Annotated in this window: 11 protein-coding genes; 9 read left to right on the plus strand and 2 right to left on the minus strand. The window is 53.0% G+C overall.

The features are described from left to right. Positions 1-24: 24 nt before the first annotated feature. Positions 25-1,071, minus strand: coding sequence for a YeiH family protein (locus AC0XWG_RS15135; protein WP_108090801.1), 1,047 nt, complete (start codon positions 1,069-1,071; stop codon positions 25-27). Between the two features lie 97 nt (positions 1,072-1,168). Here AC0XWG_RS15135 and yieE point away from each other — a divergent pair, with 97 nt between their 5' ends. The 3 genes from yieE (at position 1,169) to cirA (ending at position 5,864) form a co-directional block, all read left to right on the plus strand. Further along, entirely contained in the window at positions 1,169-2,035 is an 867-nt protein-coding gene (gene yieE, locus AC0XWG_RS15140) for a DNA-binding transcriptional regulator YeiE (protein WP_028016303.1), read from the plus strand. Positions 2,036-2,199: 164 nt separating this feature from the next. Beyond that, on the plus strand, positions 2,200-3,669 hold the full coding sequence (locus AC0XWG_RS15145) for an amino acid permease (RefSeq protein WP_028016304.1): 1,470 nt from the start codon (positions 2,200-2,202) through the stop codon (positions 3,667-3,669). Positions 3,670-3,893: 224 nt separating this feature from the next. Beyond that, positions 3,894-5,864, plus strand: a complete 1,971-nt coding sequence (cirA, locus tag AC0XWG_RS15150; protein WP_475680786.1) for a catecholate siderophore receptor CirA — start codon at positions 3,894-3,896, stop codon at positions 5,862-5,864. Between the two features lie 111 nt (positions 5,865-5,975). Here cirA and fghA read toward each other — a convergent pair whose 3' ends face one another. Further along, positions 5,976-6,803 carry an S-formylglutathione hydrolase gene (gene fghA / locus AC0XWG_RS15155; protein ID WP_475680787.1) on the minus strand — a complete coding sequence of 276 codons (828 nt, stop codon included), beginning with the start codon at positions 6,801-6,803 and terminating at the stop codon, positions 5,976-5,978. Positions 6,804-6,941: 138 nt separating this feature from the next. On the opposite strand from fghA, the gene AC0XWG_RS15160 reads away from it, so the two are divergent. The 6 genes from AC0XWG_RS15160 to mglA all read left to right on the plus strand — a co-directional run bounded on the left by AC0XWG_RS15160 (position 6,942) and on the right by mglA (position 14,111). Then, positions 6,942-8,090, plus strand: coding sequence for a YbfB/YjiJ family MFS transporter (locus tag AC0XWG_RS15160; protein ID WP_049008202.1), 1,149 nt, complete (start codon positions 6,942-6,944; stop codon positions 8,088-8,090). Between the two features lie 103 nt (positions 8,091-8,193). After that, entirely contained in the window at positions 8,194-8,862 is a 669-nt protein-coding gene (folE, locus tag AC0XWG_RS15165) for a GTP cyclohydrolase I FolE (protein WP_028016308.1), read from the plus strand. A 19-nt stretch (positions 8,863-8,881) separates the two neighbouring features. Then, positions 8,882-10,039, plus strand: coding sequence for a DUF418 domain-containing protein YeiB (gene yeiB / locus AC0XWG_RS15170; RefSeq protein WP_128347439.1), 1,158 nt, complete (start codon positions 8,882-8,884; stop codon positions 10,037-10,039). A 155-nt stretch (positions 10,040-10,194) separates the two neighbouring features. Further along, positions 10,195-11,217 carry an HTH-type transcriptional regulator GalS gene (gene galS / locus AC0XWG_RS15175; RefSeq protein WP_028016310.1) on the plus strand — a complete coding sequence of 341 codons (1,023 nt, stop codon included), beginning with the start codon at positions 10,195-10,197 and terminating at the stop codon, positions 11,215-11,217. A 295-nt stretch (positions 11,218-11,512) separates the two neighbouring features. Further along, positions 11,513-12,511 carry a galactose/glucose ABC transporter substrate-binding protein MglB gene (gene mglB, locus AC0XWG_RS15180; protein ID WP_024908164.1) on the plus strand — a complete coding sequence of 333 codons (999 nt, stop codon included), beginning with the start codon at positions 11,513-11,515 and terminating at the stop codon, positions 12,509-12,511. 79 nt (positions 12,512-12,590) lie between these two features. Beyond that, complete coding sequence (gene mglA, locus AC0XWG_RS15185; protein WP_475680788.1) at positions 12,591-14,111, plus strand: galactose/methyl galactoside ABC transporter ATP-binding protein MglA; 1,521 nt, start codon at positions 12,591-12,593, stop codon at positions 14,109-14,111. Positions 14,112-14,122 lie beyond the last annotated feature (11 nt).

Here is a 14,122-nt window from a genome sequence, read left to right on the forward strand (position 1 = left end):
TTAACAGGAGAAGGATGTAGTGGTTTATGCCATCAGGCTATGGACTACAAGGTTAATCGCACCCCCGCCGACTATCAGCCAGACAAAGAGTACCAGCGCCATCAGCAGCGGTTTTGCACCGGCCTTTTTCAGCGCGCTGACGTGAGTCGTCACACCCAACGCCGCCATCGCCATCGCCAACAGAACGGTATCCAGCGTCACCAGCATATCCACTACCGCTTTGGGCAGGAGGTGGAAGGAGTTAAAAATTGCCACCACGATGAACAGGATCGCAAACCACGGAATGGTAATTTTGCTTTTCTGATTACTGCCCGCTGGAGCCAGCTGTTTTACCCGTGCTGCCAGGAAAATCAGGAAGGGCGCCAGCATCATCACGCGCAGCATTTTGGCAATTACCGCCGCGTTTTCTGCATCCGGGCTAATGGCGTGACCCGCTGCCACCACCTGCGCGACTTCATGCACGGTCGAGCCGATATAGATGCCATAGGTTTCCGGGCTAAACCAGTGGGCCACCAGTGGATACATAGCCGGATAGAGGAAAATCGCCAGCGTACCGAAAATCACTACCGTTGCCACTGCAACTGTCACTTTACTGGATTCAGCTTTAGCGACAGGCTCTGTTGCCAGCACCGCTGCTGCACCACAAATACTGCTCCCTGCACCGATTAACCAGCTGGTTTGCTTATCCAGACCAAAGACTTTCTGACCAATAAAACAGGCCAGTAAAAAGGTGCTGGTCAGGGTCAGGACATCGATAGCAATCCCGCTGACGCCGACATCGGCGATCTGCGAAAAGGTAAGACGAAAACCGTAAAGAATAATCCCGAGGCGCAGCAGGTGCTGTTTGGCAAAAATCACGCCGCCATCGCAGGATTTCCAGATGCGTGGGTAAACGGTATTTCCCACGACCATGCCGAGCAATATCGCCAGTGTTAAGGCGCTAAAACCTGCTCCAGCGATGGCTGGAATACTGCCGCCCCATAACGCGATGCCGGTTACCACTGCGCTGAGCGCAAGACCCGGCACGAAGTGCCACAATGTACGATGATGCTGTAAGGTGAGTTCTGACATAACCTTCTCCTTTGTCTGGCTAAAGACTACGTCGCTCTGGTTTAAAAATAAAATTGATTATATACTTATAATTAATCTATATAAGTGGTAAGCAACCATGCACATTACATTGCGTCAGCTGGAAGTTTTCGCCGAAGTGCTGAAGAGTGGGTCGACGACGCAGGCCTCGCAGATGCTGGCTCTCTCTCAATCTGCGGTCAGCGCGGCATTGACCGATCTCGAAGGACAGCTAGGCGTTCAGCTTTTCGACAGGGTAGGGAAACGCTTAGTCGTCAACGAACATGGTCGTCTGCTCTACCCGCGTGCTTTGGCACTGCTTGAACAGGCTACCGAAATCGAACAGCTGTTCCGTGAAGACAACGGTGCGATCCGCGTGTTTGCCAGTAGTACGATTGGGAACTACATCCTTCCGGAAGTGATTGCCCGATACCGCCGGGATTTTCCGACCCTGCCGCTGGAGATGAGCGTTGGCAATAGCCAGGATGTCATCAACGCAGTGATCGATTTTCGTGTGGATATCGGTCTTATCGAAGGACCCTGCCACAACGTCGATATCATTGCTGAACCCTGGCTGGAAGATGAACTGGTGGTGTTCGCTTCTCCGGCCTCGCCTTTGCTACAGGGCGAAGTCACGCTGGAAAGACTGGCACAGGCACAGTGGATACTGCGTGAACAGGGCTCTGGCACGCGTGAAATTGTCGATTATCTGCTGCTTTCCCATCTGCCGCATTTCCAGTTAGGGATGGAGCTGGGGAACTCCGAGGCGATTAAACATGCAGTACGTCATGGTTTAGGTATTAGCTGCCTTTCCCGGCGGGTCATTGCCGAGCAGCTTGAGACGGGCTCGCTGGTCGAAGTCCCCGTTCCACTGCCGAAACTGGTGCGCACGCTCTGGTGTATCCACCATCGGCAGAAGCATCTTTCCAGCTCTTTGCAGCGTTTTCTGCGCTACTGCGAGATGTAATCGTCCCCTCACCCCAATGGAGATAGGGGAAAGACCCGATTTCTGCTTTGCTTATAATCCTGGCCGAGTCATGAAGCTCTCTTATAACTGCCTATTTCTGCCGGAAGGAACGCGGATCGTCTGCTACAATCGCGCCTCATTTATTAAATGGACAGCATTTTCACATGGTTTCAGAAATTAAAACCACAGAAGCGCCCACGCTACGTCGTGAACTGAAGGCGCGTCACCTGACGATGATCGCTATCGGCGGTTCCATCGGTACAGGTCTTTTCGTTGCGTCTGGCGCAACAATTTCGGCAGCAGGCCCTGGTGGGGCACTTTTCTCTTATATCCTGATTGGCCTGATGGTTTACTTCCTGATGACCAGTCTGGGCGAACTGGCCGCGTACATGCCGGTATCCGGTTCGTTTTCGACCTATGGTCAACAATACGTTGAAGAAGGCTTTGGCTTCGCGCTGGGCTGGAACTATTGGTACAACTGGGCCGTTACGATTGCCGTTGACCTGGTTGCTGCACAGCTGGTGATGAACTGGTGGTTCCCGGATACGCCGGGCTGGATCTGGAGTGCTCTGTTCCTGGCCGTCATCTTCCTGCTGAACTACATCTCTGTTCGTGGTTTTGGCGAAGCGGAATACTGGTTCTCTTTGATCAAAGTGGCAACCGTCATCATCTTTATCGTCGTCGGTGTGGCGATGATCGTTGGTATTTTCAAAGGCGCAGAACCGGCCGGGTGGAGTAACTGGACGATAGGCGATGCACCGTTTGCCGGTGGGTTCTCGGCTATGATCGGCGTGGCAATGATCGTCGGCTTCTCCTTCCAGGGTACTGAGTTGATTGGTATCGCTGCGGGTGAATCAGAGAACCCGGAGAAAAATATTCCGCGTGCAGTCCGTCAGGTCTTCTGGCGTATCCTGCTGTTCTATGTGTTCGCGATCCTGATTATCAGCCTGATCATTCCGTATACCGATCCGAGCCTGCTGCGTAATGATGTGAAAGACATCAGCGTCAGCCCGTTCACGCTGGTCTTCCAGCATGCCGGTCTGCTTTCTGCAGCGGCAGTGATGAATGCCGTAATCCTGACTGCAGTACTTTCAGCCGGTAACTCCGGTATGTACGCATCGACTCGTATGCTCTATACCCTGGCATGTGACGGTAAAGCCCCGCGTATTTTCTCAAAATTGTCCCGTGGCGGTGTTCCTCGTAACGCCCTGTATGCCACAACGGTGATTGCCGGTCTGTGCTTCCTGACCTCTATGTTTGGCAACCAGACGGTATATCTGTGGCTGCTTAACACCTCAGGGATGACGGGCTTTATCGCCTGGCTTGGGATTGCCATTAGCCACTACCGTTTCCGCCGTGGTTACGTCAAGCAGGGGCACGATATTAACGACCTGCCGTATCGCTCAGGGTTTTTCCCGCTGGGTCCCATTTTCGCCTTCATTCTGTGCCTGATTATTACCCTGGGACAGAACTATGAAGCGTTCCTGGCGGACACCATTGACTGGGGCGCCGTTACGGCAACCTACATTGGTATTCCGCTGTTCCTGGTAATCTGGTTTGGCTACAAACTGACGAAAGGAACACACTTCGTTCGCTACAGTGAAATGGAATTCCCGGAACGATTTAAAAAATAACCGCAAATCCTCTCTTTCAGCCCGCTCATTCGAGCGGGCTTTTTTATTCCCGCACGTTGAAACAAAGATATATTTCTTAACAATTTAATTGATAATAATTATCGTTTGCTTTATCGTTATCAAAAATAAGCGTGTCACCGACCCACCGCAGATGTGGGCGGCATGGAAGACGCTGTGAGCAATGATGATTTGATTTAGTTGTATTTACCTCATGGAGATATGGAATGTTTAGGTTGAATCCCTTCGTCAGGGGAGGACTTTGTGCGTCCGCAATGTCCCTGGCCCTGCCTGGTATCGCAGCGGAATCCGGCGACACAATGGTTGTAACGGCATCCGCGACCGAGCAAAACCTGAAAGACGCACCAGCAAGCATCAGCGTGATTACCCAGGAAGATTTGCAGCGCAAACCCGTTCAGAATCTGAAAGATGTATTACGGGATGTGCCGGGCGTTCAGCTCACGAGCGAAGGGGACAACCGTAAAGGGGTAAGTATTCGCGGACTGGACAGCAGCTACACGTTGATCCTGATCGACGGCAAGCGCGTCAACTCCCGCAACGCCGTATTCCGTCATAATGATTTCGATCTCAACTGGGTGCCGGTTGACGCCATCGAACGCATCGAGGTGGTGCGCGGACCGATGTCTTCTCTTTATGGCTCCGATGCGCTGGGCGGCGTGGTGAACATTATCACCAAAAAAATCGGGCAGAAATGGACGGGCACTCTGAGCGCCGATTCAACGATTCAGGAACATCGCGATCGTGGAGACACGTATAACGGACAGTTCTATACCAGTGGTCCGCTGGTGGACGGCCTACTGGGCCTGAAAGCCTACGGTAGCCTCGCGAAGCGTGAGAAAGACGGTCAGCAGAAATCCTCTACCACGGCGAGCGGTGAAACACCGCGCATTGAGGGCTTTACCAGCCGCGATGCCAATGTGGAATTCGCCTGGACACCGTCTGAAAATCACGATTTTACGGCGGGCTACGGTTTCGACCGTCAGGATCGTGACTCAGATTCCCTCGACAAAAACCGCCTTGAGCGTCAGAACTACTCCCTGAGCCACAATGGTCGTTGGGGGGTCGGCAGCAGCGAGCTGAAGGTTTACGGCGAGAGGGTGGATAACAAAAACCCGGGCAACAGCAATCCGATCACCTCCGAGAGCAACGCGGTGGACGGGAAATATGTGCTGCCTCTTGGCGAAATTAACCAGCTACTGACCTTCGGTGGCGAGTGGCGTCACGATAAGCTGAAAGATCCGGTCAACCTGACGGGGGGCTCCAGCAGCAGTACGTCAGCAAGCCAGTATGCCCTGTTCCTTGAAGATGAGTGGCGTCTCTTTGAACCCCTGGCGCTGACCACCGGCATCCGTATGGACGACCATGACACCTACGGTGACCACTGGAGCCCGCGTGCGTACCTGGTCTACAACGCGACCGATACCGTAACGGTGAAAGGGGGCTGGGCAACAGCGTTTAAAGCGCCGTCGCTGCTGCAGCTCAGCCCGGACTGGGTCACCGGCTCGTGCCGCGGTGCCTGTGAGATTGTCGGTAACCCGGATCTGAAACCTGAAACCAGCGAGAGCTTCGAATTCGGTCTTTACTACAGCGGGGAAGAGGGCTGGTTAGAGGGCGTACAGGCTAGCGTCACCACCTTCCAGAATAATGTGGATGACCGCATCAGTATCAGCCGTACAGCCAATGTTAAACAGGCGCAGAGCTACCCTAACTACGTTGGTCTGAATGCGGACGGTGAGCCTATTTTCCGTTATTACAACGTCAACAAGGCGCGCATCCGTGGGGTAGAGACCGAGCTGAAATTCCCGCTGGCGGAAGACTGGAAAGTGACGCTGAACTACACCTATAACGATGGTCGTGACATCAGCAATGGCGGCAACAAACCGCTGTCCGATCTGCCGTTCCACACTGCCAACGGAACCGTTGACTGGAAAGCGACCCAGGACTGGTCGTTCTATGTTCAGGGTAACTACACCGGTGAGAAGCGCGCGCTGACCAGCAGTGCACCAACGCCGGGTGGCTATGTCATCTGGAATACAGGTGCGGCGTGGCAGGCCACGAAAAGCGTGAAGCTGCGCGCGGGTGTACAGAACTTGCTGGATAAAGACCTGAGCCGTGACGATTACAGCTACACGGAAGATGGCCGTCGCTACTTTGTCGGTGTGGATTATAAGTTCTGATAAAGCCAGGGTAAAAGCGAAACGGCAACGTAAGTTGCCGTTTTTAGTGTTTGTTCCCTCTCCCGGTGGGAGAGGGCCAGGGTGAGGGTATCAGAGCGCACGCAGCCGCACTTACCCAAACAAGTGCTCCGCATGGAAGCGGAGATGATCCTCAATAAAGGATGCGATGAAGTAATAACTGTGGTCATATCCCGGCTGAATGCGTAGCGTCAGCGGCCAGTCCTTCTGGCGTGCGGCTTCTGCCAGTACCGCAGGCTGCAGCTGGCCGGCGAGGAACTGATCGGCATCACCCTGATCGATAAGCGTTGGAATTGCGTCTTCGGGCTTGCTGGCCAGCATCAGTGCGCAGCTATCCCACGCCAGCCATTTTTCCGCATCATCACCCAGATAATTTGCGAAGGCTTTCTGGCCCCACGGCACCTGAGTCGGGTTCACAATTGGTGCGAATGCCGACACACTGACGTATTTCCCCGGGTTTTTCAGCGCCATTATCAGCGCCCCGTGTCCACCCATGGAATGTCCGCTGATGGCGCAACGGTTGCTTACGGCAAACTCAGCCTGAATAAGCGCGGGCAGCTCGTCACGAATGTAATCATACATGCGGTAATGGTTTGCCCAGGGTTGTTCAGTCGCGTTCAGATAGAAGCCGGCACCTTTGCCCAGGTCGTATCCTGCATCGTCAGCCACATCATCCCCACGCGGGCTGGTATCAGGCATCACCAGCGCAATACCTAGCTCAGCTGCAATGCGTTGTGCACCTGCTTTAGTGGTGAAGTTTTCGTCGTTGCAGGTCAGGCCTGAAAGCCAGAACAAAACCGGCGGATTTTCCGTCGGCGGCAGGAAAATGCTGAACGTCATGGCACAGTTCAGGACGCTGGAGTCGTGCCGCCAGCGCTGCTGTCGACCTTCAAAACAACGGTGCTCTTCGAGCAGTTCCATGCAAGGCTCCTTAATGAGAATGCGTATTCATAAAAACCATAATACAGCCTTTTCAATGACCTGTGAGTAACTTTCACTTTCGCCAGACGACAAGATGCTGCATCATAAATTTACTTTTTTTTAACAATTGGAGCGGTCATGGCGCTGCGTATTGCGCTCAGTGGGTTTGTCGTTCTGGTGGTGGCGATGGGGATAGGGCGTTTTGCTTTTACACCTCAGGTACCATTGATGATTGCCGCCGGGCAGCTCACGCTAACCAGTGCGGGCCTGGTGGCGGCGATGAATTATCTGGGCTATCTGGTGGGCGCATGGGATGCAATGCGTGCGCATCGCTTCGTTGAAACACGCCTTTGGCTTGGTATCACCGGTGCGGTTGCGTTGACGCTGCTCTCCGCCGCGGCGGATAACGCCATCGTGCACGGACTGCTGCGCTTTGTGATTGGCTGCATGAGCGGCTGGTCTATGGTGCTGATTGCGGCGTGGACAAATGAACGTCTGGGGCAGTTGGGCAAACCGGGCCTGAGTGCTGCCGTGTTTGCCGGCCCAGGCGCGGGTATTGCCCTGAGCGGGCTGCTCGCTGTCTATATCCAGGCGAAATCCCTCTCGGCCGGGGCAGCATGGCAAATCTACGGCGTGCTGGCGCTGGTGCTGATTGCCCTGGTGGCGCGCTACCTGCCGCGATCCGGGCAGCTCCATCGACCCGGCACCGCGCCAGAGCCGCTGGTGCTGACGGCGGATTTAAAGCGCCTGGTCTGGAGCTATAGCCTGGCCGGATTTGGCTATATTCTTCCGGCAACCTTTTTATCTCAAATGGCGGCAGTGCGTTTTCCTGGCAGCCTGTTTGCCCAGTTTGTCTGGCCGATTTTTGGTATCGCTGCCGTGGTGGGCATTGCGCTTAGCATTCTTTTACGCCACACCTCAACGGCTAACCGCAGGCTGGCTATTGTGCTGTGGTTGCAAGGCGCTGGTGTGCTGGCGGCCTGGCTGCTGCCGGGGATTGGCGGGTTGCTGACAGGGGGATTGCTGGTCGGCGGCGGCTTTTTGTGTGCCGTGCAGCTCTCTCTTTTATACGGTCGCGAGCTGGCACCAAACCACACGCGTTATATGGCCGGCCTGCTCACCACCGGGTATGCCATTGGCCAGTTGATTGGTCCGATGACCTCGGCGTTATCGACCTGGCTTACCCATCGGCTTGAGCCTGCGCTGGGGCTGGCGGGTATCGCGTTGTTTGTTGGTGGTGCTCTGGTCTGGAACCGTCACGCTGAAAGGCAACAGCAATTGCAATAATTATCGTCGTGAATACTGGATTATGTGCGCGGCCTCACGCACAATGAGCGCATACTTTTGCCACAACGAGGGCAAAAGACGCCACACCTGCAGGAGAACAAAAATGTCATCACTCAGTAAAGAAGCTGCCCTGGTCCACGAAGCCCTGGTTGCGCGCGGTCTTGAAACGCCGCTGCGTCCACCCGTTCAGGAATTGGACAATGAAACCCGCAAGCGTCTGATTGCCGGTCATATGACCGAGATCATGGAGCTGCTGAATCTCGATCTGAGCGACGACAGCCTGATGGAGACGCCTCACCGTATCGCAAAAATGTACGTCGACGAAATTTTCTCAGGTCTGGATTACGCCAACTTCCCGAAAATCACCGTCATCGAAAATAAAATGAAAGTGGATGAGATGGTAACGGTACGTGACATCACGCTGACCAGCACCTGTGAACACCACTTCGTGACTATCGACGGTAAAGCAACCGTGGCGTATATCCCAAAAGATACGGTAATTGGTCTGTCGAAGATTAACCGCATCGTGCAATTCTTTGCTCAGCGTCCACAGGTACAGGAGCGTCTGACGCAGCAGATCCTGACCGCGCTGCAAACGCTGCTGGGCACCAATAACGTAGCTGTCTCTATCGACGCGGTTCACTATTGCGTGAAAGCACGCGGCGTGCGTGATGCCACCAGTGCGACCACCACCACGTCGCTGGGCGGTCTGTTTAAATCGAGCCAGAACACCCGCCAGGAGTTCCTGCGCGCAGTGCGTCACCACAACTAAGTCTTACAGGGCAGGGACCATGGAGCGAAACGTCACGCTCGATTTTGTTCGCGGCGTCGCCATTCTCGGTATCCTGCTGCTTAATATCAGCGCCTTCGGTCTGCCGAAGGCGGCTTATCTCAACCCAGCCTGGTATGGCGACATCACGCGCAGCGATGCCTGGACGTGGGCAATCCTCGATCTCTTTGCACAGGTTAAATTCCTCACCCTGTTTGCCCTGCTGTTTGGCGCAGGTCTGCAACTGCTTCTTAAACGCGGTACGCGCTGGATCCAGTCGCGCCTGACGCTGCTGGTTCTCCTCGGCTTTATCCACGGCCTGTTCTTCTGGGACGGCGATATTCTTCTTGCGTATGGGTTAGTCGGGCTCATTTGCTGGCGTCTGATTCGCGATGCGCACAGCGTAAAAAGCCTGTTTAACACCGGCGTGATGCTCTATGTCATGGGGCTTGGGGTACTTTTACTCCTGGGGATGATCTCTGGCGAAGCGACAAACCGTTCCTGGATCCCGGATGCCGCTAACCTCCAGTACGAGCAATACTGGAAGCTGAAAGGTGGCACGGAGGCGATAAGCAACCGTGCGGATATGTTGGGTGATAATCTCCTTGCGCTGGGAGCGCAATATGGCTGGCAGCTGGCGGGTATGATGCTGATGGGCGCGTCACTGATGCGCACTGGCTGGCTGAATGGCGAATTTAGCCTGCGCCACTATCGCCGCACGGGCACCGGGCTGGTCCTGCTCGGCGTGCTGATTAACCTCCCGGCGGTGATTGCGCAGTGGCATCTCCACTGGGATTACCGCTGGTGTGCGTTCCTCCTTCAGGTGCCGCGCGAACTGAGCGCACCGTTCCAGACCATCGGTTATGCGGCGCTGATCTATGGTTTCTGGCCGACGCTTTCTCGCCTGTGGATCGTCAGCGCTATTGCCTGCGTGGGCCGTATGGCATTGAGCAATTACATTCTGCAGACCCTGATATGCACCACGCTTTTCTATCGATTTGGCCTGTTTATGAAATTCGACCGCCTGGCGCTGCTGGCGTTTGTTATTCCGGTCTGGGTGGCTAACGTGGCGTTTTCTGTTATCTGGCTACGTTATTTCCGCCAGGGACCGCTGGAGTGGATGTGGCGTCAGTTAACCGCACTTGCTTCAGGGGTATCATTAAGAAATACATCCAGATAACGATCTGGATCACAATCATTAACAAAACGGATGTAAGCGTTTTCATCTGTGTGAGCTTCTTCACGTAGTCCCCTTTCTCTCACTGCCAGAATAGCCACCTTGCTAAACACAGGGGGTGTCTGTGAGTTGCTGCAATCCTTTGAAGGATGGTGAATATGATCACCATTCGTGACGTCGCCCGCCAGGCGGGTGTTTCTGTGGCTACCGTCTCACGCGTGCTGAATAACAGCGCGCTGGTCAGCCCTGAAACCCGTGAAACCGTAATGAAAGCCGTGACCCAGCTCGGGTATCGGCCAAATGCCAATGCCCAGGCGCTTGCGACGCAGGTCAGCGACACCATCGGCGTGGTGGTAATGGATGTTTCGGATGCCTTTTTCGGCGCACTGGTGAAAGCGGTCGATATGGTCGCCCAGCAGCATCAGAAATATGTCCTGATCGGCAATAGCTACCATGAGGCGGAAAAAGAACGTCATGCCATTGAAGTGTTGATCCGCCAGCGCTGTAACGCCTTGATTGTCCATTCAAAAGCCTTGAGCGATGAAGAGCTAACCGGATTGATGGAGCAGATCCCGGGTATGGTGCTGATCAACCGCATCGTCCCCGGCTATGCCCACCGCTGCGTCGGGCTGGATAACGTCAGCGGCGCCATGATGGCCACGAAAATGCTCATCAACAACGGACATCAGCGGGTCGGTTATCTGGCCTCCAGCCATCATATTGAAGATGACGATCTGCGGCGCGAGGGGTGGCAAAACGCCCTGAAAGAGCACGGCATTACGCCATCCGAGAGCTGGGTGGGAACCGGCACGCCGGACATGCAGGGCGGTGAAGCGGCGATGGTGGAGCTACTGGGCCGTAATTTGCAGCTGTCTGCGGTGTTTGCCTATAACGACAGCATGGCGGCAGGTGCCCTGACGGCACTTAAAGATAACGGCATTGCGGTGCCACAGCATTTATCACTCATTGGTTTTGATGATATTCCAATTGCCCGTTACACCGACCCGCAGCTGACAACGGTGCGCTACCCCATTGCCTCTATGGCGAAACTGGCGACTGAGCTGGCGTTACAAGGGGCGGCAGGGCTGCTGGATCAAGGGGCAACCCACTGTTTTATGCCGACTTTAGTTCGTCGTCATTCTGTCGCCGCTCGGCAAATTGTGGTTCCGATCACTAACTGATTACATGAGCTGATGTAACCGTTTTCAATCTGTGAGTAAATTCACAGTATCTTAACAAGGCGCTGACTATGATGTCAGCGTTTTAGGGGCTGAAACGCTATGTAACGGTGATTATTCACTTTCACTATAGCCAATGTGCCGCAAACAACGAATAAAACGCATTTCTGGAGCGTTACCGAACACGGAAGATAGAAATTTTATAAGTGAACTTCGGCGGTCAGTAACGTTTTATTAACACCCGCCTGCCGATCGTTATTCACAAGAACTACCCTGCATAAAAAAAACCGGAGATACCATGAATAAGAAGGTGTTGACCCTGTCTGCTGTAATGGCAAGCATGCTTTTTGGTGCAGCAGCGCACGCTGCGGATACCCGTATTGGTGTGACCATCTATAAATACGACGACAACTTCATGTCTGTTGTGCGTAAGGCGATCGAGAAAGATGCTAAAGCAGCGCCAGATGTTCAGCTGCTGATGAATGACTCCCAGAATGACCAGTCCAAACAGAACGACCAGATCGACGTTCTGCTGGCTAAAGGCGTGAAAGCGCTGGCAATCAACCTGGTTGACCCGGCTGCAGCAGGCACAGTTATCGAAAAAGCGCGCGGCCAGAATGTGCCAATCGTCTTCTTCAACAAAGAACCTTCCCGTAAAGCGCTGGACAGCTATGACAAAGCGTATTACGTCGGTACTGACTCCAAAGAGTCCGGCATTATTCAGGGCGATCTGATCGCTAAACACTGGGCGGCGAACCCGAACTGGGACCTGAACAAAGACGGCCAGATCCAGTTCGTTCTGCTGAAAGGCGAACCAGGCCATCCGGATGCTGAAGCCCGTACCACTTACGTTATTAAAGAGCTGAACGATAAAGGCCTGAAAACCCAGCAGCTGGCGTTAGATACCGCAATGTGGGATACCGCTCAGGCGAAAGATAAGATGGACGCGTGGCTGTCTGGCCCGAATGCTAACAAAATCGAAGTGGTTATCGCCAACAACGATGCGATGGCAATGGGTGCAGTAGAAGCGCTGAAAGCACACAACAAATCTTCCATTCCTGTATTCGGTGTGGATGCGCTGCCAGAAGCACTGGCACTGGTTAAATCGGGTGCAATGGCCGGTACCGTTCTGAACGATGCCAACAACCAGGCGAAAGCAACCTTCGATCTGGCGAAAAACCTGGCCGACGGTAAAGGCGCTGCTGATGGCACCAACTGGAAAATTGAAAACAAAATCGTTCGCGTACCTTACGTGGGCGTAGACCAGTCCAACCTGGCTGAGTTTATCGGTAAATAAGTAATTAGTACTGTCTTCACTGGGCGCAACTTGTTGCGCCCTTTTATAACGCGATATGCGAGGCCAACAAGGTATAATTATGGTCAGCACAACTACTCAGTCGTCCGGTGAATACTTGTTGGAAATGAACGGTATCAACAAGTCATTTCCCGGTGTTAAGGCACTCGATAATGTTAATTTAAAAGTTCGTCCTCACTCTATTCATGCTTTGATGGGAGAGAACGGTGCAGGTAAATCAACATTATTAAAATGTCTTTTTGGGATCTATCAAAAAGATTCTGGCAGTATTCTTTTTCAGGGGAAAGAGATCGATTTCCATTCAGCAAAAGAAGCACTGGAAAACGGTATCTCGATGGTTCACCAGGAATTAAACCTGGTGCTGCAGCGTTCAGTGATGGATAACATGTGGTTGGGTCGTTATCCAACCAAAGGTGTCTTTGTCGATCAGGACAAAATGTACCGCGACACCAAAGCGATTTTCGATGAGCTGGATATTGATATTGATCCGCGTGCCCGCGTAGGGACATTATCTGTATCTCAAATGCAGATGATCGAAATTGCCAAAGCGTTCTCCTATGATGCAAAAATCGTCATCATGGACGAACCGACATCGTCATTAACGGAAAAAGAGGTTAACCACCTTTTTACCATTATTCGTAAGCTGAAAGATCGCGGCTGCGGCATTGTGTATATCTCCCATAAAATGGAAGAGATCTTCCAGCTCTGTGATGAGATTACCATCCTGCGTGACGGTCAGTGGATTGCCACTCAGCCTCTCGAAGGGCTGGACATGGACAAGATCATCGCCATGATGGTCGGTCGTTCCCTGAACCAGCGCTTCCCGGACAAAGAAAACAAGCCGGGTGAAGTGATCCTTGAGGTGCGTAACCTGACTTCACTGCGTCAGCCATCCATTCGCGATGTCTCCTTCGACTTGCATAAAGGCGAAATTCTGGGGATCGCAGGGCTGGTCGGAGCCAAACGTACCGATATCGTGGAAACCCTGTTTGGTATCCGTGAGAAAGCGGAAGGCACCATTACGCTCCATGGTAAGAAAATCAATAACCACAACGCCAACGAAGCCATTAATAATGGTTTTGCGCTGGTGACGGAAGAACGTCGTTCTACCGGTATTTATGCTTATCTGGATATTAACTTTAACTCGTTAATTTCGAATATTCGTAATTATAAGAACAAAGTTGGTTTGCTGGATAATTCCCGCATGAAAAGCGATACCCAATGGGTAATTGACTCTATGCGTGTTAAGACACCTGGCCACCGCACACAAATTGGTTCGCTTTCGGGCGGCAACCAGCAGAAAGTGATTATCGGTCGTTGGTTATTAACTCAGCCAGAAATTCTGATGCTGGATGAACCGACCCGCGGTATTGACGTTGGTGCGAAATTCGAAATTTATCAACTGATTGCTGAACTGGCGAAAAAGAATAAAGGGATCATTACTATTTCTTCCGAAATGCCGGAATTGTTAGGGATCACAGACCGTATTCTGGTTATGAGCAATGGTCTCGTTGCCGGTATTGTTGACACCAAAACGACAACGCAAAACGAAATTTTGCGTTTAGCGTCTTTGCACCTTTAAGATCAGGGGCT

Source organism: Enterobacter sp. DVT3837, from assembly GCF_056238685.1.

Bases quoted from the DNA above. Each gene is read 5' to 3' on its own strand.
- AC0XWG_RS15135 (WP_108090801.1), bottom strand. From the start codon at position 1,071: ATGTCAGAACTCACCTTACAGCATCATCGTACATTGTGGCACTTCGTG.
- yieE (WP_028016303.1), top strand. From the start codon at position 1,169: ATGCACATTACATTGCGTCAGCTGGAAGTTTTCGCCGAAGTGCTGAAG.
- AC0XWG_RS15145 (WP_028016304.1), top strand. From the start codon at position 2,200: ATGGTTTCAGAAATTAAAACCACAGAAGCGCCCACGCTACGTCGTGAA.
- cirA (WP_475680786.1), top strand. From the start codon at position 3,894: ATGTTTAGGTTGAATCCCTTCGTCAGGGGAGGACTTTGTGCGTCCGCA.
- fghA (WP_475680787.1), bottom strand. From the start codon at position 6,803: ATGGAACTGCTCGAAGAGCACCGTTGTTTTGAAGGTCGACAGCAGCGC.
- AC0XWG_RS15160 (WP_049008202.1), top strand. From the start codon at position 6,942: ATGGCGCTGCGTATTGCGCTCAGTGGGTTTGTCGTTCTGGTGGTGGCG.
- folE (WP_028016308.1), top strand. From the start codon at position 8,194: ATGTCATCACTCAGTAAAGAAGCTGCCCTGGTCCACGAAGCCCTGGTT.
- yeiB (WP_128347439.1), top strand. From the start codon at position 8,882: ATGGAGCGAAACGTCACGCTCGATTTTGTTCGCGGCGTCGCCATTCTC.
- galS (WP_028016310.1), top strand. From the start codon at position 10,195: ATGATCACCATTCGTGACGTCGCCCGCCAGGCGGGTGTTTCTGTGGCT.
- mglB (WP_024908164.1), top strand. From the start codon at position 11,513: ATGAATAAGAAGGTGTTGACCCTGTCTGCTGTAATGGCAAGCATGCTT.
- mglA (WP_475680788.1), top strand. From the start codon at position 12,591: ATGGTCAGCACAACTACTCAGTCGTCCGGTGAATACTTGTTGGAAATG.